The organism is Enterobacter huaxiensis (assembly GCF_003594935.2).
GTDB lineage: Bacteria > Pseudomonadota > Gammaproteobacteria > Enterobacterales > Enterobacteriaceae > Enterobacter > Enterobacter huaxiensis.
In genome coordinates this window covers 886,241-910,488 of the sequence record NZ_CP043342.1, presented here as the reverse complement: position 1 = coordinate 910,488, position 24,248 = coordinate 886,241, and the positions used below count along the sequence as shown (strand labels likewise).

Sequence of the window (24,248 nt, the reverse complement as noted above, 5' to 3'; positions counted from 1 at the left end):
CGATCGCCAGGTAGGTATGTATGAATGAAAACAAGCTGCTGGGGTTAGCGTGGATATCACCCTACATAATTGGGTTGATACTCTTTACGGCTTTCCCCTTCGTCTCATCGTTTTTCCTCAGCTTTACGGATTACGATTTGATGAGTCCGCCGGTCTTTAACGGCATCGAGAACTATCGCTACATGTTTACCGAGGACACTCTCTTCTGGAAATCCATGGGCGTTACCTTTGCCTACGTATTTTTGACCATCCCGCTTAAGCTCGCCTTCGCATTAGGGATTGCGTTTGTTCTGAACTTTAAATTACGCGGCATCGGTTTCTTCCGTACCGCCTACTATATTCCGTCAATCCTCGGCAGCTCCGTGGCAATTGCCGTACTGTGGCGCGCGCTGTTTGCCATCGATGGCCTGCTGAACAGCTTTATTGGCGTATTTGGTTTTGACCCGGTGAACTGGCTCGGCGAGCCGTCGCTGGCGCTGATGTCCGTCACCCTGCTGCGCGTCTGGCAGTTCGGTTCCGCGATGGTCATCTTCCTGGCCGCGCTGCAAAACGTTCCGCAGTCGCAGTATGAAGCGGCGATGATCGACGGTGCATCCAAATGGCAGATGTTCACAAAAGTGACCGTACCGCTGATTACGCCGGTGATCTTCTTCAACTTCATTATGCAGACCACCCAGGCGTTCCAGGAATTTACCGGGCCGTACGTGATTACCGGCGGCGGGCCAACCTATTCGACCTACCTGTTCTCGCTCTACATCTACGACACCGCGTTCAAATACTTCGATATGGGCTACGGCGCAGCGCTGGCGTGGGTTCTGTTCCTGGTGGTCGCCGTCTTTGCCGGTATCGCCTTTAAGTCTTCGAAATACTGGGTGTTCTACTCCGCCGATAAAGGAGGCAAAAATGGCTGATATCCAACAACTCTCCACGGCACGAAGCGTTGCCGAGCGCGAAGTCGCCCGCACGCTGCGCAGAGAGAAAATCAACGCCAGTATTCGCTACGTGATCCTGCTGCTTGTCGGCCTGCTGATGCTCTATCCGCTGGTGTGGATGTTCTCGGCGTCGTTCAAACCGAACCACGAGATCTTCACCACCCTGAGCCTCTGGCCTGCCCACGCGACCTGGGATGGCTTCGTGAACGGCTGGAAAACCGGGACCGAATACAACTTCGGCCACTACATGCTGAACACCTTTAAGTATGTGATCCCGAAAGTGATCCTGACCATTATCTCCTCCACCATCGTGGCGTACGGCTTTGCCCGCTTCGAGATCCCGTGGAAGAAATTCTGGTTCGCCACGCTCATCACCACGATGCTGCTGCCAAGCACCGTGCTGCTGATCCCGCAGTACCTGATGTTCCGTGAAATGGGCATGTTGAACAGCTATATGCCGCTGTACCTGCCGCTGGCCTTCGCTACGCAAGGGTTCTTCGTCTTCATGCTGATCCAGTTCCTGCGCGGCGTACCGCGTGACATGGAAGAAGCGGCGCAAATTGACGGCTGTAACTCCTTCCAGGTGCTGTGGTACGTGGTGGTGCCGATCCTGAAACCGGCCATTATCTCCGTCGCGCTGTTCCAGTTCATGTGGTCTATGAACGACTTCATCGGGCCGCTGATTTACGTCTACAGCGTGGACAAATACCCGATTGCACTGGCTCTGAAAATGTCCATCGACGTCACCGAAGGTGCGCCGTGGAACGAAATTCTGGCAATGGCGAGCATCTCCATTCTGCCATCCATCATTGTCTTCTTCCTGGCACAGCGCTACTTCGTACAGGGCGTCACCAGCAGCGGAATTAAAGGTTAAGAGGGAAATATCATGGCTGAAGTTATCTTCAACAAACTGGAAAAGGTTTACTCCAACGGCTTCAAAGCGGTACATGCTATCGACCTTAAGATCGCTGAAGGGGAATTCATGGTGATCGTCGGACCGTCCGGCTGCGCTAAATCCACCACCCTGCGCATGCTGGCCGGGCTGGAGACCATCAGCGGCGGCGAAGTGCGTATTGGCGAGAAGATTGTGAACAACCTCGCGCCGAAAGAGCGCGGGATTGCGATGGTGTTCCAGAACTACGCGCTCTATCCGCACATGACCGTGCGCGAAAACCTGGCCTTCGGTCTGAAGCTGAGCAAGCTGCCGAAAGATCAGATTGAAGCTCAGGTAAATGAAGCGGCCAAAATCCTTGAGCTGGATGAGCTGCTGGACCGTCTGCCGCGCCAGCTTTCCGGCGGCCAGGCGCAGCGCGTGGCCGTAGGCCGTGCGATTGTGAAAAAGCCGGACGTGTTCCTGTTTGACGAACCTTTGTCTAACCTGGACGCCAAGCTGCGCGCCTCAATGCGCATCCGTATCTCTGACCTCCACAAGCAGCTGAAGGCCTCTGGCAAACCGGCGACCACCGTTTACGTGACGCACGACCAGACCGAAGCGATGACCATGGGCGACCGCATCTGCGTGATGAAGCTGGGTCACATCATGCAGGTGGATACGCCAGATAACCTCTACCACAAGCCGAAGAACATGTTCGTGGCGGGCTTTATCGGCGCGCCGGAGATGAACATTCGCAAGTGTCAGCTGGTGGACAACGCGGGCCAGCTGCATATTGCCATCGGCAATGAAACCATGCCGCTAAACGCCGGGAAGCAGGAGATAGTGTCCGCCTGGGCCGGTCAGGAGGTCTTCTACGGCGTGCGCCCGGAATTCGTGTCGCTCTCTGACGAACCGTTCCAGGACGGCGGCTGCAGCGGCGAGATGGTGCGGGTCGAGAACATGGGCCACGAATTCTTCGTGTACCTGAAAGTCGCGGACTACGAGCTGACCGCCCGAATTCCTTCCGATGAAGCTAAGCCAATGATCGACAAAGGCCTTCACCGTAAGGTGTACTTCAAGTTTGATATGAATAAGTGTCATATTTTTGACGCAAAAACCGAGCAGAACATCTCTCTCTGATGGAGTTATAAAAATGAAAAAAGTGCTTTTAAGCGCAGCAATCTCCGCTACCCTGGGCCTTACCGCGCTGCCATCGATGGCGCAAGATGTTGATTTACGTATGTCCTGGTGGGGCGGCAACGGTCGTCACCAGGTCACGCTGAAAGCGTTGGAAGAGTTCCATAAGCAGAACCCGGACATCAACGTGAAGGCTGAATACACCGGCTGGGACGGCCATCTCTCCCGCCTGACCACCCAGATTGCGGGCGGCACCGAGCCGGACGTGATGCAGACCAACTGGAACTGGCTGCCGATCTTCTCCAAAACCGGCGACGGCTTTTACGATCTGAACAAGATGAAGGACGTCATTGACCTGACGCAGTTCGATCCGAAAGAGCTGCAGTCCACCACCGTGAACGGCAAGCTGAACGGCATTCCGATCTCGGTGACCGCGCGCGTGTTCTACTTCAACGACGAGACCTGGAAAAAAGCGGGCGTTGAATACCCGAAAACCTGGGACGAGCTGATGGCCGCGGGCAAGACGTTCGAGAGCAAGCTCGGCAAGCAGTACTATCCGGTGGTGCTGGAGCACCAGGACACGCTGGCGCTGCTGAACTCGTACATGATCCAGAAGTACAACATTCCCGCCGTGGACGAGAAAACCAAAAAATTCGCCTACAGCAAAGAGCAGTGGGTGGAGTTCTTCCAGACCTACAAAAAGCTGGTGGACAGCCACGTGATGCCGGATACCAAATACTATGCCTCGTTTGGCAAGAGCAACATGTATGAGATGAAGCCGTGGATCCAGGGCGAATGGGGCGGCACCTATATGTGGAACTCCACCATCAACAAATATTCCGACAACCTGAAGCCGCCGGCGAAGCTGGCGCTGGGCAGCTACCCAATGCTGCCGGGCGCAACCGATGCGGGCCTGTTCTTCAAACCGGCGCAGATGCTGTCGATCGGTAAATCGACCAAAAACCCAGAAGCGGCGGCGAAGCTGATTAACTTCCTGCTGAACAGCAAAGAGGGGGTGGATACGCTGGGCCTGGAGCGCGGCGTACCGCTGAGCAAAGCGGCGGTGCAGTTCCTGACCGAAGACGGCACCATCAAAGAGAGCGATCCGTCCGTTGCCGGCCTGCGTCTGGCGCAGTCTCTGCCCGCCAAACTCTCCGTGTCGCCTTACTTTGACGATCCGCAGATTGTGGCCCAGTTCGGCACCTCTCTGCAGTACATCGACTACGGCCAGAAAAGCGTGGAAGAGGCCGCCGCTGACTTCCAGCGTCAGGCTGAACGCATCCTGAAACGCGCGATGCGCTAAGCGTCTCCTCCCTGCTCGTCCTGCGCTTAGCAGGGCGACAAGCTGTGCCTCTCCGCGATCCGGAAAGGCACAGCGGTATCAGAGGTTACTCAAGCTGCCAGGCACCGGCTTCGGTTAAAACGGCCGAACCGCTCCAGGCGAATAACGCTAAATCCCGACGGTCAGCGTCCGGATAAATACGGCTGCTCAGGCAAGCCTCACCGTCGTTAACAAAAACTTCCACCGACGAACTGTCGAAGAACAGCCGCAGCGTCAGCGCCTTCCCTTCGGTTAAGGGCACGCTGCGCATGCCGCACAGGCCAAACTGCGGGTAGTGGCGCTCCAGCACCAGCCGCTGCATCTGCGCATCAACATAGACGCGCAGGCCATCACCGAAACGCAGTCCGTACTGCTCGGCGCTGCTGTTGGCACAGTCCCAGTGAAGGATGACTTCCAGCGCCCCGCCGTTTTCCATCATCACGCTCTGCTGGTTTTTCACCGTGGTGACCGGCCACGGGAACCAGGCACCGCGCATCCCCTCCACCTCTTTAGCTGGACGCATTTGCAGGCGGTTATCCGCGCTCAGGCTCAGCTCGCGCGGCAGCGAAAGCATGCCCGCCCACCCGTCCTGTTTCTCCGGCAGCGGCGACTCCCACATGTCCAGCCAGCCAATGACAATGCGCCGGCCATCTGGCGTCAGGAAACTTTGCGGGGCATAAAAGTCGTGGCCGTGGTCCATTTCAACAAAGCCGCCTTCGCGGACAAACGCCTGCCCTGGCTGCCACTCACCGAGCAGATACCCGCTCTGGAACAGATTGCGGTTCTGGTAGCCGTTTGCCGCAAGCCCCTGGGGAGAGAACATCAGAACGCGCTTGCCGTTGAGGGTGAAGAAATCCGGGCACTCCCACATATAGCCCATCTCTTTTTCGGCTTCATCAAGAACGCCCGCGTCGTGCCACTGGCGCAGATCGGCCGATCGATACAGCCGCACCTGCCCGGTATCACCGTCGCGAGCGCCAACGATCATGTACCAGGCATCCCCTTCGCGCCACACTTTCGGATCGCGGAAATGATGCATGCCTGCAGGTGTTTCCACCACAATACCCTGACGTTCAAAGTGAATACCGTCGCGACTGGTCGCCAGACACTGGACCTGATAAAGGTTGGCCTCATCACCGGGATCGCCATGAAATTTATGCCCGGTGTAAATCAGCGCCAGCGTATCGCCATCAACCACTGCCGAACCGGAGAAGCACCCGTCTTTGTCCTCCGGGCCTTCCGGGGCCAGCGCCACCGGCAAATGTTCCCAGTGCACCAGATCTTTACTGCGCGCATGCCCCCAGTGCATTGGGCCCCATTCTGTCGAATACGGGTGGTGTTGGTAAAACGCGTGGTACCAGCCGTCAAACCATACCAGCCCATTCGGGTCATTCATCCAGCCCGCACGGGCGGCCAGGTGGTAGCGCGGATACCATCTTACGTTCAGCGCCTCGCGTTTAGCCTGTAGTTCCTGTTCTGCGTTGGAAATGGTGTACATCATCGTTTTCACTCTTTTCGTTTCATATAGCGGAAGGTTGCGAGACCAGCGGATCGGAAGACGACCTGGCGGATCGCAGCAGGAAGATGGAGATAAAGGTGGTGCTGAACACCAGCAGTCCCATAATCAGATAGGACTGGGCGAAGCCGTACTTCTCGTAGCTGTAGCCCGCCAGCGGCGAAAGTACGGTGGCAATAACCGAGCTGGTGCACGCAAAGCCCACCAGGTACAGCGTGGATGAGAGACGTCTGTCGAAGTGCAGACTATTGTATTTAAAGATAGCGACCAGCAGGATCGGCAACTCTACCGCGTGCAACAGTTTGGTGATGGAGATAAGCAGCGGACCTTCCACCAGCCCGGAAGCAACCATGCGCGCCGCCATCACCATTCCGGCGAAAATAAGGCCGTTTTTCGCACCGATGCGGTTGACGAACCATGGCGCACAGAACATCCCCGCCGCCTCCAGAAAGACCTGGAACGAGTTCAGATAGCCGTACATGGCGTTCCCTTCCTGCAGCGTCGGAAACTGAGAAGAGAAGTAGACCGGAAATTGCTGATCGTAAACGCCGTAAATGCAGGTGCCGATCACGAAGAACACCAGCGCCCAAAAGCGCGGCAGTGTCAGCAGGCGCAGCGCGTCTTCCAGCGTCACCTTACCGCCCGCCACCGCTTCTTCCATCGCCTGCGAGGCAGAGAAAACCCGCAGCCGCGCCAGCAAAACGAAAAAGACCAGGCCAGATAGGCTTGCCACAGCAAAGTTGAGTTTTGGGTTGATGTTGAAGAGTAAACCCGCGAAGAACGTCGCCACCGCCCAGCCCAGCGAGCCCCACATCCGCGCCTTGCCAAACTCAAACTGGCTCTGTCGTGCCACACGCTCGGTATAGGACTCCAGAACACCGATGCCGCCGTTAAAGGTCAGGCCGATATAAATCCCGCCGAAAATGCTGCCCAGCAGCACGTTAATTTTAAGCAGGTAGCCAAACAGCAAATAGGCGGGGCCAGAGAGGATCAGCAGTACGGTGATATACCAGAGCAGATTTTTACGCAGGCCGAGCTTGTCCTGAATAAAACCGTAGCAGACCTGTGCAAACAGCGCGGAGACGGAGAGCACCGCATAGATAATGCCGGTATCCCCCGGCTTGAGCCCGACCTCCTGGTGCAGCCAGATAGAGAGCAGCGATCCGGAAGAGGACCAACAAACAAAGAAGAAAAACAGTAACGCACTTAATAAGGGATAGTTTTGAGAGTGATGCGTTTTCATCGTGGCATTCTCATGTTGGAGTAATGTCGCGAATGGTAACGTTAACAAACGACCTAACACATGTCATTTTGCTGAAATTCATGATGTTAATCACAAAAGTTAACGTTAACATTAAAGAGGTGCGATCGCGATCAACTATTTCTCTCCAGCACACCCGGTAGGTGTGCGATAGAATATCGAACGACCTTTTTAATCAGCAACGTAGTTCTAAGACGGCAATGGCGGAGTAATCAATATGGCATCGCTTAAGGATGTGGCAAAGCTGGCCAATGTGTCACTGATGACGGTTTCCCGCGCGCTGAACAGCCCGGAAAGGCTGAAACCGGAGACGCTGGCGAGGGTTCAGGCCGCTATCGAGCAGACCCATTACGTGCCCGACCTGTCGGCGAAAAAAATTCGCGGGGCTCACGCCATGCCGAACACCATTGGGGTGCTGGCGCTGGACACAGTAACGACGCCGTTTTCGGTAGACATTACGCTGTCGATTGAGGAAACCGCGCGGGCGCACGGCTGGAACAGCTTTGTGGTCAACATGTTTTCCGACGATAGCCCGGAAACTATTGTCGACCTTTTGCTCTCGCATCGCCCGGACGGAATAATCTATACGACCATGGGGCTGCGCAAGGTGCCGCTTCCCGCAAAGCTGTTGACCCTCCCCTGCGTGCTGGCAAACTGCGAGAGTTTGCACGATCCGGTGCCAAGCTATATCCCGGACGATCGGCAGGGCCAGTTTTCTGCGGTACAGGCTCTGCTGGCCGCGGGCTACCGCCGTCCGCTATGCCTGCACCTGCCGGCTAACCATCTGGCAACCCTCCGCCGTCGTGAGGGGCTGGAACTTGCCTGTCGGGAAGCGGGGATAGATCCGAACTCGCTGGATCACTGCTATATGGATTACGGCGATGAACACTATCGCGATATTCCTGCCATTGTTTTGGCGCATATTCAGCAGCGAAAACCGCTTTTCGACTCCGTGATTTGCGGCAACGACCGCATTGCGTTTATGGTCTATCAGACGCTGCTGGGACAGGGCTTGCGTATCCCACAGGATGTAGCAGTTGTGGGGTATGACAACATGGTGGGGATCGGCGATTTGTTCTTACCGCCGCTCTCAACGGTGCAGCTGCCGCATTATGAAATCGGGCGCCTGAGCGCCCTGCATATTATTAACGGCGACAGCCATCGTGAAACCGTGCGGGTCGCCAGCCCGTGGCTACCCCGCGAGTCGCTATAGCTAGATGCCGATGTTCCGCAATTTCTCCCCCGCCATCAGCTTGCGTTCAATATGCTCCAGCGTCACGCCTTTGGTTTCCGGGATCAGCCAGAACGTCACGCCGATAAACGCCACGTTCAGCACCGTGTAGAGCCAGAAGGTTCCGGCAGCGCCAATTGAATCGAGCAGCGTGAGGAAGGTCGCGCCGATGATCATGTTCGATACCCAGTTGGTGGTGGTCGAACAGGTGATGCCAAAATCACGGCATTTCAGCGGCTGGATCTCAGAGCAGAGGATCCACACCACCGGCGCGGCGCTCATCGCATAGCCGGCGATGCACATCATGGTCATGCCGACGGAGAGCCACGACAGCCCGCTTGACGCGGTGCCGTTATCAAACTGCATCAGGCAGTAGCCGAGGATCAGCGTGCCGATCGCCATCACGCTAAAACCGATTTTCAGCGCCGGTTTACGCCCGGCTTTGTCCACGGTGAATACCGCAATGAACGTGGCGAACATAAAGGTCAGCCCCACCACCAGCGTGGCAATCATCTGCTGCTCGGTGGTCGTGAACCCGGCCATTTTGAAGATGCGCGGCGCGTAATACATGATGATGTTCATCCCGGTAAACTGCTGCATCGCCTGCAGCAGCATACCGAGGAACACCGCACGGCGTACGTTGCGGTTAATCTTAAACAGCGCCCAGCCACCCTGCTTCAGCTTCAGGCTTTCGCGGATTTCGTTCAGCTCTTCGCGCGCTTTTTCCGAGGTGTCGCGCAGCATACGCAGCACCTCTTCCGCCTCCACGTGGCGCCCTTTTTGCGCCAGCCAGCGCGGGCTGTTCGGCAGGAAAATCACCAGCACAATCAGCAGCAGTGCAGGCAGCGCCAGCACGCCCAGCATCGCGCGCCAGTTGCCGCTGTAGCTGAAGTAGGTATCGGAGAGGAACGCCAGCACGATGCCGAGCGTCACCATCAGCTGATACATACTGATCATCTTGCCGCGCACGTTCTCGCTCGCCATCTCGGAGAGATACAGCGGCGCGGTGTAGGAGGCAATCCCCACCGCCACGCCGAGCAGCACGCGGGAAAGCAGCAGGACTTCAACATTGCTGGCAAACGCGGAGCCAATAGAGCCTGCCACAAACAAAATCGCCCCGACCATCAGGCTGTATTTGCGGCCAAGACGGAACGACAGCCAGCCGTTGAACAGCGCGCCTATGGCCGCGCCGAGCATCATGCTGCTGACCACCCACTCCTGCAGGCGGTTACTCAGCGTAAAGTGATCGGTAATAAACGGCAGCGCACCGGCAATCACGCCGATATCCAGGCCGAACAGCAAACCGGCCACGGCGGCCGCAATAGAGACAAACTGGTTCATGCGGCGGGTATCGCGTAGCGCAGCGGGCATTAAGGTAGAGTCATTTATAGAAGTCATAGTTTCCTGCCTGAACAGCGAAATTCGTTAAGTGAAATTACGAGAAAGCGAGGAAAAGTGTCAGGCCGGAACTCGCGAAGATATGGATTAATTCGCTACGCCACTGCGTTCTGTGATGGACATTACAATTTCAATGAATAATGAATATTCGCGCATTTTTACTAATTAACTAATATTTAAGCAATAAAAGTGTGATTACCGTCATTTATGATTTTTCAGTATGGATTTTTCGTCTTTATCGATATGGACTACCGTAATTTTTGAGCAAAAAAAACCTCCGCCATCAGGCAGAGGTTCTTATTACGGGCAGAATTAACGCGCCAGCCAGCCGCCGTCGACGGCCACGGTATAACCGTTGATGTAGTCCGATGCCGGGGATGCCAGGAACACAATCGGCCCCATCAGATCGCTCGGCAGACCCCAGCGTCCCGCAGGGATGCGCTCAAGGATCGCCGCGCTACGCTCTTCGTCAGCGCGCAGCTGCTGGGTATTGTTGGTCGCCATGTAGCCCGGCGCAATCGCGTTGACGTTGATGTTGTGCTGCGCCCACTCGTTTGCCAGCAGACGGGTTACGCCCATCACCGCGCTTTTCGATGCGGTGTAAGACGGCACGCGGATGCCGCCCTGGAAGGAGAGCATGGAAGCGATGTTGATGATCTTGCCGCCTTTACCCTGCGCGATGAAGTGCTTCGCCGCCGCCTGAGACATAAAGAACACGCTCTTGATGTTCAGGTTCATCACGTCGTCCCAGTCGCGCTCGCTGAAGTTAATCGCGTCTTCACGACGGATCAGGCCGGCGTTGTTCACCAGAATGTCGATATGGCCGAATTCCGCTACCGCACGATCCAGCAGCTCCGGAATAGCGTCGATTTTACGCAGGTCGGCCGTCAGGCTCAGGAAACGACGGCCCAGCGCGGTGACGCGCTCGATGGTTTCCGTTGGCTCAACGATGTTGATACCGACGATATCACAGCCCGCTTCCGCCAGACCTAACGCCATACCCTGGCCCAGACCGGTGTCACAACCGGAAACCACAGCCACTTTACCCTGCAGAGAAAATGCATCCAGAATCATGTTTGTTCCTTAATCTTTCAGCGCCTGTCACGAACAGGCAGGTTTATGCTTAACTGCCCGCGACTAGCGCAGATCTTTTACAGCGACGTGGTCCATGTCATCAAAGACCTGGTTCTCACCGACCATACCCCAGATAAAGGTGTAGGCCTTCGTTCCCACGCCTGAGTGAATAGACCAGCTTGGAGAAATCACCGCCTGCTCGTTGTGCATCACGATGTGGCGCGTTTCCTGCGGTTGTCCCATCATGTGGAACACGCAGGCGTCTTCATCCATGTTGAAGTAGAAATAGACTTCCATGCGGCGCTCGTGCGTGTGGCACGGCATGGTGTTCCAGAGGTTGCCCGGCGCAAGCTCGGTCAGCCCCATGCTGAGCTGGCAGGTTTCCAGCACATCCGGAACGAAATATTTGTTGATGGTGCGGCGGTTGCTGGTGAGGTTATCCCCGAGCGTGACCGGCGCTACGTCCGCTGGCGTCACTTTTTTCGTTGGGTAGGTGCTGTGTGCCGGGGCGCAGTTGTAGTAAAACTTCGCCGGTTTCGCGCTGTCGATGCTGGCAAAGACCACCTCTTTCGCCCCTTTTCCGACATACAGCGCGTCGCGATGGCCTATCTCATAGCATTGCCCGTCGACGGTGATGGTGCCCGGCCCGCCGATGTTAATTACGCCCAGCTCGCGGCGCTCCAGAAAGTAGCTCACGCCCAGCTGTTTGCCCACCTCACCGCCCACCGAGACGGTTTTTGCGACGGGCATAATCCCGCCCACAATGATGCGGTCGATATGGCTGTAGACCATGGTATACCTGTCAGCCTCAAACACCTGCTCAACTAAAAACTCGTCGCGCAGCCCCTGGGTATCCAGCGTTTTCGCATGCGCGCTGTGGATGCTTTGTCTGATGTCCACGGTAACCTCCAGAATTAGTCGTGCCCGTAGGCAAAGATAATTAACGAAACGACGTTCCGTTTTCTTGATGAGCACATAATATCCGCTGAAATTGGGCATTTCAATTACATTTAAAACAACGTTTCACTTTTTCTGCATCTTAATGCCGGAAATGGTGTTTCGATCACGATAATGCCAGGAGGATATAATTCGCATCAATGATTCTCGCGAATTGCGCCTTCAGTCACACATATTGAAACGATGTTTTGATAATTTAATACCAACTTTTTAACTCATCTTTTCTACAAAGGAGTGCACTATGGCTAAAGGTATGCGGGTCAAGCTGAACTACGAGGTCAGCCGCGATCCGGATACAGGCGTGGAAGTCACCCGCCTGACCCCCCCGGAAGTAACCTGTCATCGCAACTACTTTTACCAGAAGTGCTTCTTTAATGACGGTAGCCACCTGCTGTTCGCAGGCGAGTTCGACGGCCACTGGAACTACTACCTTCTGGATCTGAAGAACGCCGAGGCGCTACAGCTGACGGAAGGCGCGGGCGATAACACCTTCGGCGGCTTCCTCTCGCCCGATGACACCTCCTTCTACTACGTGAAAAACGATCGCACCCTGCTGGAAGTGAATTTGCAGACGCTGGTGGAGCGCGAAGTGTATCGCGTCTCTGATGAGTGGGTCGGTTACGGCACCTGGGTCGCCAACAGCGACTGCACCAAACTGGTCGGCATTGAGATCGCCAGAAGCGACTGGACGCCGCTCAATGACTGGAAAATTTTCCACGATTTCTTCCACAAAGGGCCGCACTGCCGCCTGCTGCGCGTGGATCTGAAAACTGGCGCAAGCTCCACCGTCCATGAAGAGAAGAACTGGCTGGGGCACCCGATCTATCGCCCGTTTGATGACAGTACGGTCGCGTTTTGTCATGAAGGCCCGCACGATCTGGTCGATGCCCGCATGTGGCTGGTCAACGAAGACGGCAGCAACGTGCGTAAGGTCAAAGAGCACGCCGAAGGTGAAAGCTGCACGCATGAATTCTGGGTGCCGAACGGTTCTGCGCTGGTGTACGTCTCCTATCTAAAAGGCCAACAGGGCCGCACTATTTCCAGCTTTAACCCGGACACCGGCGTGAACGAAGAAGTAATGCAGATGCCTGCCTGCTCACACCTGATGAGCAACTTCGACGGCACGCTGCTGGTGGGCGACGGTTCCGGCACACCGGTTGATGTGAAGGACACCGGCGGTTACACCATCGATAACGATCCGTACCTTTATGCTTTTGACGTGGCGAAGAAAGCCTATTTCCGCATCGCCCGTCACGATACCTCCTGGGCGACGGTGGCCAACAGCCGCCAGGTCACCCACCCGCATCCCTCCTTTACTCCGGATGATAAGGCGGTGCTGTACAGTTCCGATAAAGACGGCAAGCCGGCGCTCTATATCGCGAAACTCCCCGAGCAACCTGAAATGTTGCAAGCATGATTTGAGTTAGTGTTTCTGTAACTGGCCTTGCCCTCCTTTGTGGAGGGCTTTTTTTTGGGCCTGGTGCGCGCGTTTTGCCCGGTGGCGCTAACGCTTACCGGGCCTACAGAGTGAAATGGGAGGGATCAAAGCAGGCCGGGTCAGCGCAGCGCCACCCGGCGGTTTTTAGAAAAGGAGCAGGATTATTAGAAGGAGTACGCTACGCCTAAACGGAAACGGGTCTGGCGTTCGTCGGTCTCTTTCACGCCCACGTTACCCACTTCAACATACGGCGCCCAGTTCTTATCCCATTTGTACGCCAGCTTGGCGTTATATTCGTTCGAATAATCTTTGTTGTTATTACGAATCATACCCTCAGAGCTTTTCGCGTAAACATAGTTCAGCTCGGTACGCCAGTCGCCTAATACCCAACCTACCCAGGCATCGCCACGGTTCACTTTGTCATCTTCTTTATTGGCGCTAGATGGATAGCGGGTATATTCATAACGGTAACGTGCCGCCACGTAGAAGCCATTATCGAAGCTATATTGCAAATGGAGGTTCGGCTTATAGATAGTACGACTGTCATTACTTTCAATCGTGAACGCCGGCGTCAGCGCAATATTGTCAGTCGCTTTCCAGCGCCAGCTAATTTGGTCTTCATGGCCGTTACCCACTACGTCCGCAAACGGCTGGTCGGCCTTATCGCCGCCTGACTTCCACTTTGCTTCCACAGAAAAACCTAAGCCGTTTGCAAAGCGGTGCGAGACCGAGACGCGGTCCGCATTCGAGCCGCTGTCGATGTATTCATGACGCAGATCGACGGTAACAGCGTTAGCCGCGAAAGATGCACCAATAAGGGAAGCAAGAGCCAGAGATTTCTTAAACATGAAAAAACCCTCAATTAAAATAACGTTTCGTTTTTATGGAACTGCAGTTTATTTTTTATATAACGTTATTTTAGTGACCAGGATCGTAATTATTTGTTTCATTTTTTTTGGCAAAGATCGACGTGAGCCCCATCAACAAAAAGGGGAACTTAAGGGTAAATTTCCGGGGAGAGATCACAGTAAGCCGTTAACGAGGCAAATAATTAAGCGCGCGATTATTCAATTTATGCCTAAGAATGAACTGATAAGGGTAAATATCTCGTTCTGAATGTAAAAAAAAACCTCCCGGCGGGAGGTTCTCTTAAGCTGAACGAATACTACCGCTCGATGGCCAGCGCCACCCCTTGCCCACCGCCGATGCAGAGCGTGGCGATCCCCTTACGGGCGTTACGCTTTTTCATTTCGTGGACTAAGGACACCAGGATGCGGCAGCCGGATGCGCCAATCGGATGACCGAGCGCAATCGCTCCGCCGTTGACGTTGACCCGCAGCGGATCCCACTCCAGCATTTTGCCCACCGAGATGGCCTGGGCGGCAAAAGCTTCGTTGACTTCAATCAGATCCACCTCGGAAAGCTGCCAGCCGGCGCGTTCCAGACAGCGGCGCGTGGCATACACCGGCGCGATCCCCATGAAGGCAGGATCAACCCCCACGCTGGCGAAGGCTTTGATTCGCGCCAGCACGGGAAGATTAAGCTCGAGCGCTTTGCTTTCGCTCATCATCATCACGGCGGCGGCACCGTCATTGATGGAAGAGGCATTGCCCGCCGTGACCGAACCGAGCGTCTCAAACGCCGGGTTGAGCTTTGCCAGCCCTTCGGCACTGGTATCGGTGCGCGGCTGTTCATCGGTATCCACCACCAGGGTGTCACCGTTCTGACGCTGGGTGGTGACAGGAACGATCTCGTCACGAAAGCGCCCGGCGTCAATGGCGGCGCGGGCTTTTTGCTGCGAGCTGAGCGCCCAGGCGTCCTGAAGCTCACGGCTGATGCCGTATTCACGCGCCAGGTTTTCCGCCGTCACGCCCATATGATAATCGTTGAAGGCATCCCAGAGGCCGTCGTGCACCAGGCTGTCGAGCAGCTGGCTATTCCCCAGCTGGGCGCCGGTGCGGCTGTCGGTCAGCACGTGGGGAGCCCGGCTCATGTTCTCCTGCCCGCCGGCGATAACCACATCCGCCTCGCCGCACTGAATGGCCTGGGTAGCAAGGTGCAGCGCTTTTAGCCCGGAGCCACAGACGTCGTTGATGGTGATCGCGGAGACGGTATTGGGCAAGCCGCCCTTCAGCGCCGCCTGACGGGCAGGGTTTTGCCCCGCGCCGGCGGTCAGAACCTGGCCCAGGATCACCTCATCAATTTCATGTCCGGCAATCCCGCTGCGTTCCACCAGCGCTTTCACCACCACGCTGCCCAGATCGACGGCAGAGTGACGCGCCAGCGCTCCCTGAAAACAGCCGATAGCCGTACGCAACGCACCCACTATAACGACATCTTTCATCACGACCTCTGTGCTAAATGACAGGAGGATAGTAGAGGATTGTTATCAACAATTATCGTAATTGTTTAAAATTAGTGAGTTTAATCACAAGGATTAACGTGCGTCCTGCAAATACTGGCGCAGCCAGCTTCCGGCAACGCCGGGAGGCGATCGCTTGTTCCACAGCAGATCGATACCGATCGCGCGCGGCCAGCCGGGTACGTTCAGCTGCACCAGTGATTTCGCCGCCGCGAACTCCTCCACCAGCGCGCACGGCAACACGCACCAGCCGAATCCCTGTACGGCCATACTCAAGAGTAACAGGTAATTCGGCGCTGACCAGACCGGCCCGCGCGCGAGCGTCGCCTCGCGTTCGAGATAGGTACTCAGCCGCAGCTCGCGCCAGCCGTGAAGTTCATCGGCCTTGACCTCGTGCTGTCCGGCAAGGGGGTGCTCCGCCGATACGTAGATCGCCATCCGGGTCTGCAGGGGAAGCCGCGTCACGCCGATATCCGTTGGGTAGCCGTCGCGCGCTTCCGTCAGCCCAACCTGCGCCCGCTCCTTCTGCAGCAGGTCGATAACATCCTCTTCCTCACCAATCAGACATTCGAATTCCGTATGGGGAAAACGCCGGTCGAACTGCTTCATCAGATCTTCCAGCACGTCAGGGTTCAGCGTATCGGAAAGGACGAACGTCAGCCGCGCCTCCGTTTGCGCCGTTAATGAAACGGCGAGCTCGTCGAGACGCGCGCTGGCGGCGAGGATCGACTGTACATACCCCAGCACCTGCTCCCCCTGGGCGGTTAATACCGGCTGGCGCGCCGAGCGGTCAAACAGATCAAACCCCAGGTCGGCCTCAAGGTTAGCAATGGAGGTGCTGATGGTAGACTGGCTTTTACGCAGGCGACGCGCGGCGGCGGAAAAGGAACCGGCAGCAACCGTTTCAACAAAGGCGGTAAGGGCTTCGGGGGAGTAGCGCATGATGTATCTATTTTATCGATGGATACCATCTTTTATATATCATCTTTTGCGATAAAAATAGGCCGCATCAACGCCCATACCGGCGAATTAATGAGGTCACTATGCAACATCAGGATGCACTCCAACGAAAACTGCCGGAGCGGATCTTTCACGCCGTCTGCTTTGAAGGGATTGCCACCGCGATCCTCGCCCCGACGGCGGCGTGGTTAATGCAGCGTTCCGTGGTCGAAATGGGCGGGCTAACCATTATCCTGGCCACCACCGCGATGCTCTGGAACATTATCTATAACGTCGGCTTTGACCGCTTCTGGCCCGTTCAGCGCGTTCCGCGCACGGCGAAGGTGCGCGCCCTACACGCGTTAGGGTTCGAATGCGGCTTTATCGTGATTGGCGTGACCATCGTCGCTGCCGTACTGGGCGTGACGCTGCTCCAGGCATTCACGCTGGAAATCGGTTTCTTCCTGTTCTTCCTGCCGTATACCATGTTCTATAACTGGGCGTATGACACCCTGCGCGAGAAAGTAATCAAGCGCCGCCAGCAGCGGCGCGCCCTCGCAGGCTAACACCACGCTGGCCGGACACCCGTTCCGGCCACTCTCTTCACGAAGCAAACGCCCCCTCTCCGCATAATTATGGTAAATTGCACTCCTTTTTGTTCGTTTTATAGTTGATACGTTGCTCTAATGTCGAAAATTTGGTCTAAAGAAGAGACTCTCTGGAGTTTCGCCCTCTATGGCACGGCCGTGGGCGCAGGAACGCTATTCCTGCCCATTCAGCTCGGCTCCGCAGGCGCAATTGTCCTGCTTATTACCGCCCTTGTGGCGTATCCATTAACCTACTGGCCGCATAAAGCGCTGGCGCAATTTATCCTGTCGGCAAAGACGAAAGGCAGCGAAGGGATCACCGGAGCCGTTTCGCATTACTACGGTAAGAAGATCGGAAACCTGATCACCACGCTCTACTTCGTCGCCTTCTTCGTGGTGGTGCTGATTTATGCCGTGGCGATAACCAACTCCTTCACCGAGCAGCTGGCGAAACGGATGACGGTCGATACCGGCGTGCGCATGCTGGTGAGTTTTGGCGTGGTGCTGGTGCTGAACCTGATCTTCCTGATGGGGCGGCATATCACCATCAAGGTCATGGGCTTTCTGGTGTTCCCGCTGATTGCCTATTTCCTGTTTGTCTCGCTCTACCTGACCGGCAGCTGGCAGCCGTCGCTGCTTACCAGCCAGATGGCGTTCGACCAACATACGCTGCATCAGGTGTGGATTTCGATCCCGGTGATGGTTTTCGCTTTTAGCCATACCCCGATTATCTCGACGTTTGCCGTTGACCGTCGTGAGAAATACGGTGACGAGGCCATGGGTAAATGCAAAAAAATCATGAAGGTGGCGTACCTGATCATCTGCCTGAGCGTGCTGTTCTTCGTATTCAGCTGCCTGCTCTCCATTCCGCCGTCGTATATCGTGGCGGCGAAGGAGGAAGGGGTTACGATCCTGTCCGCACTGTCGATGATGCCCTCTTCTCCGGCCTGGCTGGGCATTTCGGGCATTATTGTGGCGATTATCGCGATGTCGAAATCGTTCCTCGGCACCTATTTTGGGGTGATTGAAGGGGCGACGGAGATTGTGAAATCCGGCCTTAACCAGGTGGGGGTGAAGAAGAGCCGCGCCTTTAACCGCGCCGTTTCGATTCTGGGCGTGTCGCTGATTACCTTTGTGGTCTGCTGCATTAACCCGAACGCGATCTCAATGATTTACGCCATCAGCGGACCGCTTATCGCCATGATCCTGTTTATCATGCCGACGCTGTCAACGTACCTGATCCCGTCGCTGAAACAGTATCGCTCCTTCGGCAACCTGCTGACGCTGATCGTCGGCGTGCTGTGCGTGTCGGTGATGTTTGTGGGGTGAATCCGCAGTGCCCGGCGCAACGCCGGGCATTTAATTCACGCGCGAATATCGTCATATTCCCGCGTGTTATCAAACTCGTGCTTAGCAAAGGGGCACAGCGGGATAATTTTACGGTTCTCACCGCGCATCTTCTCTACCACCTTCGCCACCAGCTGCTTGCCCACACCCTGCCCTTTCAGGCTCTCGTCTACGTCAGTGTGTTCGATAATGCTCAGGTGCTCGCCGGTCGGGACAAAAACGATCTCCGCAACCTGGTTGCCGTCTGCATCGTTTACGTAAAATTTGTTATGGCCTTCCAGAATATCCATGGTTCCTCGCTTATTTTTGGCGGTACTTCAGCGCGCCGCTCGGGCAGGTATCAATCACGCGTACGACTGTGTCTACATCCACTTCATCCGGAACGATCCACGGCTTGCGCTTCAGGTTAAAAAGCGCCGCGCTGCCGCGGACGCAGTTTCCCGAATGTTTGCAGATCCCCGTGTTGAAGTAGACGTCAATTTTTTCACCGGTATAGGCCCGGTAGCCCGCGTCCAGTAGCTCTTTATCCATGACATTGCCTCTGTTGTTATTATGTTGATGAATGGGTTATAGCACAGTAAAGGGAGCACCGGTAAGACCGTAAGCGGTGGCTCTCACGGCAAACATTATTCAGCCTGACTGAATAATGAGAAATACATTCCCACATTAACGCTGCGGAATAATCACGCCTTTTATTAAAAATAATAAAATTATTTTCATCGTAAATATTTAACGAATAGCGAAATAATATTTTCGCCGCAATGAATGTCATTTACTCACAAAGAAGTATCCAGTAGAAAATTCCTCCACTCGCAGCCATTTTAAGAAAAATCCCAATATTCCGGCCACGCTCAGACGGCGCTTTGTAAACTCATGTAATTAAAACTCACGTCTGGTTTAGGATTATAAACCCAGCGCTGAGCGGCAGTTTTTTAGAAATCAAAGGGGTAAGCGGAGGATATATCGATGCTTTATAAAGCATTTAGCCCAAAGCCAACGAAGCGGTATATTTCAGCGCTGCACGTGGGAGCACAAAAATAAAGCGAAACTGCAGTTTGACTCTTTCGATATAACGGCTAGTGTTAATACCTGAACGACAACTGATACGAAATAAAAATCGTATCTCCTGACATAAACGCAACAAGAGGGTTGATATATGGCAGAGCATCGTGGTGGTTCCGGTAATTTCGCAGAAGACCGAGATAAAGCATCAGAAGCTGGTAAGAAAGGTGGCCAGCATAGCGGCGGTAATTTCAAAAACGATCCGCAACGCGCGTCTGAAGCAGGTAAGAAAGGGGGACAGAATAGTCACGGCGGAGGCCGTAAATCTGATAATTCCTGATCTTATTTAAGTCTCAAATAAATAACCGAGAGCATGCTGCGGGCCTGGTGGCTCGCAGTACCCTTTACTTATTTAACGGGAACATAAATATGAACATGAAAAGTATCGAAGACGTCTTTATTCACCTCCTGTCGGATACCTACAGCGCTGAGAAGCAGCTGACTCGTGCCCTAAGCAAACTTTCCCGCGCCGCATCAAGCGAACAGCTTAGCGCCGCGTTTACGGCACACCTTGAAGAGACGCAGGGACAAATTGAGCGTATAGACCAAATTATTGAGCAGGAATCCGGTCTTAAATTAAAGCGCATGAAATGCGTGGCAATGGAAGGCCTGATTGAAGAAGCAAACGAAGTCATTGAGAGTACAGAGAAAAATGAAGTGCGCGATGCGGCATTAATCGCTGCGGCGCAAAAAGTCGAGCATTATGAAATAGCGAGCTACGGTACCCTGGCGACATTAGCAGAACAGCTTGGCTATAAAAAAGCCGTTAAACTTCTCGCCGAAACGCTGGAAGAAGAGAAAGAAACCGATCTTAAATTAACCGATCTGGCCGTTGGCAATATTAACCAAAAAGCCCAAAAAGGTTAACCCCTCCGGAAATAAATGAGCATCAGCATTTAATTAGATCAAATAACTCACAGGAGTTTATTATGAATCATGTAGAACACTACCATGATTGGCTGCGCGATGCCCATGCGATGGAAAAGCAAGCCGAATCGATGCTGGAATCAATGGCCAGCCGTATTGAAAATTATCCTGATTTACGTGCCCGCATTGAACAACATATTAATGAGACAAAACGCCAAATTACATTGCTGGAGGAAATTCTCGACCGCAATGATATTTCACGTTCGGTTTTAAAAGACTCAATGAGCAAAATGGCGGCACTGGGTCAGTCCATTGGCGGCATGTTCCCTTCCGATGAGATCGTAAAAGGCTCCATCAGCGGCTACGTCTTCGAGCAGTTCGAAATTGCCTGCTACACCTCCCTGCTGGCGGCGGCCAAAAAAGCGGGTGATACCGCCTCGGTCCCCGCCATTGAGACCATCCTTGCGGAAGAGCGCGAAATGGCCGACTGGCTGATTCGCCACATTCCACAGACGACGGAACAGTTCCTGCTGCGCTCTGATGCGGACGGCGTTGAAGCGAAAAAATAACAAGAGGGAGAATGTATGTTCCGACACGTAAAACAACTGCAGTATACGGTTCGCGTTGCCGAACCGAACCCGGGCCTGGCTAACCTTTTGCTGGAGCAGTTCGGCGGGCCGCAGGGCGAACTTGCCGCCGCCTGCCGCTACTTCACTCAGGGGCTGAGCGACGACGATCCTGGCCGTAAAGATATGCTGATGGATATTGCCACCGAAGAGTTAAGCCACCTTGAAATCATCGGCACCCTGGTCGGTATGCTTAACAAAGGGGCAAAAGGCGAGCTGGCCGAAGGCGTTGAAAGCGAAGCGGAACTGTATCGGTCCATGACCGAAAACGGCAACGACAGCCACATCACGTCGCTGCTTTACGGGGGCGGCACGCCGCTGACCAACTCCGCAGGCGTCCCCTGGACCGCGGCTTATATTGACACCATCGGTGAGCCAACCGCCGACCTGCGCTCTAACGTGGCGGCAGAGGCCAGAGCCAAGATCATCTATGAGCGGCTGATCAACGTGACGGACGATCCGGGCGTTAAGGATGCGCTGGCGTTTCTGATGACGCGTGAGGCGGCGCATCAGCTCTCTTTCGAGAAGGCGCTCCAGTCCATTCGTAATAATTTTCCGCCCGGCAAACTGCCGCCGATCCAGGAGTACACCAACAAGTACTACAATATGTCTGAAGGTGGAGAAGTTCGCGGAAGCTGGAACAGCGATAAGCACTTCGACTACGTGGAATCTCCCCAGCCAGCGGTCGACGGTGGTGACGGCAGTGCAAGCGTTACGCTGACGAAAGAGCAGGCTACGCTGGTAAAAGCGATGTCTGCACGCACGAAGTCCGATCCCAACGCCGATCCGCTAACCGGCGCCGAGCTTGGCGCAGGTAAGAAAAAACCGTAATCGGTTTTGCCAGGCAGCCCGCGCTGCCTGGCATTACTCGTTCGCCCTCTGTTCCCGAGGTACGGCCCATGTTCGAACTCGATGCGTTTCATCTTGCCAGAATACAGTTCGCCTTTACCGTCTCGTTTCATATTCTGTTTCCTGCGATCACCATCGGTCTCGCCAGCTATCTGGTGGTGCTCGAAGGCATGTGGCTGCGCACCAAAAACGACGTCTGGCGCTCGCTGTACCATTTCTGGCTAAAGATTTTTGCCGTTAACTTCGGCATGGGCGTGGTTTCCGGGCTGGTGATGGCTTACCAGTTCGGCACCAACTGGAGCGGGTTTTCCCAGTTTGCGGGCAGTATCACCGGCCCGCTGCTGACCTATGAAGTGCTCACCGCCTTCTTCCTTGAAGCCGGTTTCCTGGGCGTGATGCTGTTCGGCTGGAACAAGGTCGGCCCCGGGCTACACTTCTTCGCGACCTGCATGGTAGCGCTGGGCACCCTGATGTCCACCTTCTGGATCCTCGCCTCCAACAGCTGGATGCACACGCCGCAGGGCTTCAGTATTCAGAACGGGCAGGTGATCCCCGAGGACTGGCTGGCCATCATCTTTAACCCCTCCTTCCCGTACCGGCTGATTCATATGTCGATTGCCGCGTTCCTCAGCAGCGCGCTGTTCGTAGGCGCGTCAGGCGCGTGGCACCTGCTGCGCGGTAACGACACCCCCGCCGTGCGCAAAATGTTCTCAATGGCAATGTGGATGGCGCTGCTTGTCGCCCCCATCCAGGCCGTGGTGGGCGATATGCACGGTCTGAACACGCTGGAGCACCAGCCCGCCAAGATTGCGGCCATCGAGGGGCACTGGGAGAACCCGCCGGGTGAAGCCACGCCGCTGCTGCTGTTTGGCGTGCCTGACATGGACGAGGAGCGCACCAAATACGGGCTGGAGATCCCCGCGCTCGGCAGCCTGATCCTGACGCACAGCCTGGATAAACAGGTTCCCGCCCTGAAAGATTTTCCGAAAGAGGATCGCCCGAACTCCACGATTGTCTTCTGGTCATTCCGCGTTATGGTCGGGATGGGGCTGCTGATGATTGCGCTCGGCGCGCTCAGCGTCTGGCTGCGCTATCGACACCGGCTATACCACTCGCGCCCGTTCCACTGGTTTGCCCTGTGCATGGGGCCCGCCGGGCTGCTCGCGCTGCTGGCAGGCTGGGTGACCACCGAAGTCGGCCGTCAGCCGTGGGTGGTTTACGGCTACCTGCGCACGATAGACGCCGTATCGCTGCACAGCACGCTGCAGATGAGCATCAGCCTGCTGGCCTTCATCGTGGTCTACTGCTCGGTCTTCGGCGTGGGCTATGTCTATCTCGTCCGGCTAATTAAGAAAGGGCCGCAGCCTGTTGGCACGCTGACCTCTAACACCTCGGGCACCCCTGCCCGTCCGCTGTCTGCCGCTGAATCTGTTCCTGAAGAGGAGAGAAGCTGATGGGCGTTGATATCTCGGTTATCTGGTTTGCGATCATCGTCTTTGCCACGCTGATGTACATCGTTATGGATGGCTTTGACCTCGGGATTGGGATGCTCTTCAGCTTTGTCGGCGATGCCAAAGAGCGCGACGTGATGGTAAACAGCGTCGCGCCGGTCTGGGACGGAAACGAAACCTGGCTGGTGCTCGGTGGCGCGGGGTTATTCGGCGCCTTTCCGCTGGCCTATGCGGTGATTGTGGATGCACTGACCATTCCCCTTACCGCCATGCTGATTGGCCTGATCTTCCGCGGCGTGGCGTTTGAATTTCGCTTTAAGGCCACGCCGTCACACCGCAAATTCTGGGACTACTCCTTTGCGGGCGGATCGCTGCTCGCCACCTTCAGCCAGGGTATCGTCGTGGGCGCAATGATCAACGGCTTCGACGTGGAAGGCCGCCGCTTCGTGGGCTCATCGCTGGACTGGCTGACGCCGTTCAACCTGTTCTGCGGGCTGGGGCTGATCGTCGCCTATACCCTGCTGGCGACCACCTGGCTCATCATGAAAAGCGAAGGCGCGCTGCAAACCCGCATGCGCGAGCTGACCCGCCACGTGCTGCTGGCGCTGATGGTGGTCATCGCCGTGGTGAGCATCTGGACGCCGCTTGGCTGGCAGTACGTGGCCGACCGCTGGTTCACCCTGCCGAATTTCTTCTGGTTCCTGCCGGTCCCCATTCTGGTGGCGGTATTTAGCCTGCTGATCTGGCGGCTGACCCGCAATCCGAACAGCCATGCCCGCCCGTTCCTGCTGACGCTCGGGCTGATCTTCCTCGGCTTTAGCGGGCTGGGCATCAGCCTGTGGCCGCACATTATTCCGCCGCGCATTACCCTGTGGGAGGCCGCCGCACCGCCTGCCAGCCAGCTGTTTATGCTGGTCGGGACGCTGCTGATTATTCCGGTGATTCTGGTGTACACCGCCTGGAGCTACTACGTCTTCCGGGGCAAAGTGTCTGATACGGAAGGCTATCACTGAGGTGCG

The 24,248-nt window shown here is 55.6% G+C and carries 24 protein-coding genes; 14 read left to right on the top strand and 10 right to left on the bottom strand.

Going from position 1 to position 24,248, the window contains the following annotated elements:
- The first annotated feature begins 20 nt into the window (after positions 1-20).
- The 4 genes from D5067_RS04450 to D5067_RS04435 are packed head-to-tail and all read left to right on the top strand — an operon-like array spanning position 21 to position 4,246.
- Positions 21-911 carry a carbohydrate ABC transporter permease gene (locus tag D5067_RS04450; protein WP_119936104.1) on the top strand — a complete coding sequence of 297 codons (891 nt, stop codon included), beginning with the start codon at positions 21-23 and terminating at the stop codon, positions 909-911.
- Positions 904-1,806 carry a carbohydrate ABC transporter permease gene (locus D5067_RS04445; protein WP_119936105.1) on the top strand — a complete coding sequence of 301 codons (903 nt, stop codon included), beginning with the start codon at positions 904-906 and terminating at the stop codon, positions 1,804-1,806. Before D5067_RS04450 ends, D5067_RS04445 begins: the two co-directional genes overlap by 8 nt.
- Before the next feature lie 12 nt (positions 1,807-1,818).
- Complete coding sequence (locus D5067_RS04440) at positions 1,819-2,946, top strand: ABC transporter ATP-binding protein (protein ID WP_119936106.1); 1,128 nt, start codon at positions 1,819-1,821, stop codon at positions 2,944-2,946.
- A 13-nt stretch (positions 2,947-2,959) separates the two neighbouring features.
- The gene (locus D5067_RS04435) at positions 2,960-4,246 is read left to right on the top strand and encodes an ABC transporter substrate-binding protein (RefSeq protein WP_119936107.1); all 1,287 of its coding nucleotides are present in this window, start codon (positions 2,960-2,962) and stop codon (positions 4,244-4,246) included.
- A gap of 85 nt (positions 4,247-4,331) precedes the next feature.
- On the opposite strand, the gene D5067_RS04430 is transcribed toward D5067_RS04435, so the two are convergent.
- Positions 4,332-5,765: a glycoside hydrolase family 32 protein gene (locus D5067_RS04430; RefSeq protein WP_119936280.1), complete on the bottom strand. Its 1,434-nt coding sequence runs from the start codon at positions 5,763-5,765 to the stop codon at positions 4,332-4,334.
- Between the two features lie 19 nt (positions 5,766-5,784).
- Complete coding sequence (locus D5067_RS04425) at positions 5,785-7,023, bottom strand: MFS transporter (RefSeq protein ID WP_119936108.1); 1,239 nt, start codon at positions 7,021-7,023, stop codon at positions 5,785-5,787.
- A gap of 235 nt (positions 7,024-7,258) precedes the next feature.
- Here D5067_RS04425 and D5067_RS04420 point away from each other — a divergent pair, with 235 nt between their 5' ends.
- Positions 7,259-8,254, top strand: coding sequence for a LacI family DNA-binding transcriptional regulator (locus tag D5067_RS04420; RefSeq protein ID WP_119936109.1), 996 nt, complete (start codon positions 7,259-7,261; stop codon positions 8,252-8,254).
- On the opposite strand, the gene araE is transcribed toward D5067_RS04420, so the two are convergent.
- The 3 genes from araE to kduI form a co-directional block, all read right to left on the bottom strand.
- Entirely contained in the window at positions 8,255-9,670 is a 1,416-nt protein-coding gene (araE, locus tag D5067_RS04415) for an arabinose-proton symporter AraE (protein ID WP_119936110.1), read from the bottom strand.
- 312 nt (positions 9,671-9,982) lie between these two features.
- Entirely contained in the window at positions 9,983-10,744 is a 762-nt protein-coding gene (kduD, locus tag D5067_RS04410) for a 2-dehydro-3-deoxy-D-gluconate 5-dehydrogenase KduD (RefSeq protein ID WP_042717044.1), read from the bottom strand.
- A gap of 63 nt (positions 10,745-10,807) precedes the next feature.
- Positions 10,808-11,644: a 5-dehydro-4-deoxy-D-glucuronate isomerase gene (gene kduI, locus D5067_RS04405; protein WP_119936111.1), complete on the bottom strand. Its 837-nt coding sequence runs from the start codon at positions 11,642-11,644 to the stop codon at positions 10,808-10,810.
- Between the two features lie 298 nt (positions 11,645-11,942).
- Here kduI and D5067_RS04400 point away from each other — a divergent pair, with 298 nt between their 5' ends.
- Positions 11,943-13,118 (top strand): oligogalacturonate lyase family protein, encoded by a 1,176-nt coding sequence (locus D5067_RS04400; RefSeq protein ID WP_119936112.1) that lies wholly within the window; start codon positions 11,943-11,945, stop codon positions 13,116-13,118.
- Positions 13,119-13,303: 185 nt separating this feature from the next.
- Here D5067_RS04400 and D5067_RS04395 read toward each other — a convergent pair whose 3' ends face one another.
- The 3 genes from D5067_RS04395 to D5067_RS04385 form a co-directional block, all read right to left on the bottom strand.
- On the bottom strand, positions 13,304-13,987 hold the full coding sequence (locus tag D5067_RS04395; protein ID WP_119936113.1) for an oligogalacturonate-specific porin KdgM family protein: 684 nt from the start codon (positions 13,985-13,987) through the stop codon (positions 13,304-13,306).
- A gap of 317 nt (positions 13,988-14,304) precedes the next feature.
- A complete protein-coding gene (locus D5067_RS04390) occupies positions 14,305-15,483 on the bottom strand; it encodes an acetyl-CoA C-acetyltransferase (RefSeq protein WP_119936115.1) in 1,179 nt (392 codons plus the stop codon).
- Between the two features lie 93 nt (positions 15,484-15,576).
- Positions 15,577-16,443, bottom strand: a complete 867-nt coding sequence (locus tag D5067_RS04385) for a LysR family transcriptional regulator (protein WP_119936116.1) — start codon at positions 16,441-16,443, stop codon at positions 15,577-15,579.
- 101 nt (positions 16,444-16,544) lie between these two features.
- Here D5067_RS04385 and D5067_RS04380 point away from each other — a divergent pair, with 101 nt between their 5' ends.
- Together D5067_RS04380 and D5067_RS04375 are read left to right on the top strand one after the other, a co-directional pair.
- Positions 16,545-17,006: a multidrug/biocide efflux PACE transporter gene (locus D5067_RS04380; RefSeq protein WP_119936117.1), complete on the top strand. Its 462-nt coding sequence runs from the start codon at positions 16,545-16,547 to the stop codon at positions 17,004-17,006.
- 120 nt (positions 17,007-17,126) lie between these two features.
- Positions 17,127-18,356 (top strand): amino acid permease, encoded by a 1,230-nt coding sequence (locus D5067_RS04375; protein WP_119936118.1) that lies wholly within the window; start codon positions 17,127-17,129, stop codon positions 18,354-18,356.
- 35 nt (positions 18,357-18,391) lie between these two features.
- Here the strand turns inward: D5067_RS04375 and D5067_RS04370 are convergent, their stop codons facing one another.
- Both D5067_RS04370 and yjdI read right to left on the bottom strand, forming a co-directional pair.
- Positions 18,392-18,664, bottom strand: coding sequence for a GNAT family N-acetyltransferase (locus tag D5067_RS04370; protein ID WP_010435212.1), 273 nt, complete (start codon positions 18,662-18,664; stop codon positions 18,392-18,394).
- A gap of 10 nt (positions 18,665-18,674) precedes the next feature.
- Positions 18,675-18,905, bottom strand: a complete 231-nt coding sequence (yjdI, locus tag D5067_RS04365; protein ID WP_119936119.1) for a 4Fe-4S mono-cluster protein YjdI — start codon at positions 18,903-18,905, stop codon at positions 18,675-18,677.
- Between the two features lie 625 nt (positions 18,906-19,530).
- Here yjdI and D5067_RS04360 point away from each other — a divergent pair.
- From D5067_RS04360 to cydB, 6 genes are all read left to right on the top strand, one after another.
- Entirely contained in the window at positions 19,531-19,716 is a 186-nt protein-coding gene (locus D5067_RS04360; protein WP_119936120.1) for a con-10 family general stress protein, read from the top strand.
- An 89-nt stretch (positions 19,717-19,805) separates the two neighbouring features.
- Complete coding sequence (locus tag D5067_RS04355; RefSeq protein ID WP_119936121.1) at positions 19,806-20,303, top strand: YciE/YciF ferroxidase family protein; 498 nt, start codon at positions 19,806-19,808, stop codon at positions 20,301-20,303.
- 62 nt (positions 20,304-20,365) lie between these two features.
- Entirely contained in the window at positions 20,366-20,872 is a 507-nt protein-coding gene (locus D5067_RS04350; RefSeq protein ID WP_119936122.1) for a ferritin-like domain-containing protein, read from the top strand.
- 15 nt (positions 20,873-20,887) lie between these two features.
- On the top strand, positions 20,888-21,760 hold the full coding sequence (locus tag D5067_RS04345) for a manganese catalase family protein (RefSeq protein WP_119936123.1): 873 nt from the start codon (positions 20,888-20,890) through the stop codon (positions 21,758-21,760).
- Positions 21,761-21,828: 68 nt separating this feature from the next.
- Entirely contained in the window at positions 21,829-23,232 is a 1,404-nt protein-coding gene (locus tag D5067_RS04340; RefSeq protein WP_119936124.1) for a cytochrome ubiquinol oxidase subunit I, read from the top strand.
- Positions 23,232-24,242, top strand: a complete 1,011-nt coding sequence (gene cydB / locus D5067_RS04335) for a cytochrome d ubiquinol oxidase subunit II (protein WP_119936125.1) — start codon at positions 23,232-23,234, stop codon at positions 24,240-24,242. The genes D5067_RS04340 and cydB overlap by 1 nt, the downstream gene beginning before the upstream one ends.
- Positions 24,243-24,248: the final 6 nt, after the last annotated feature.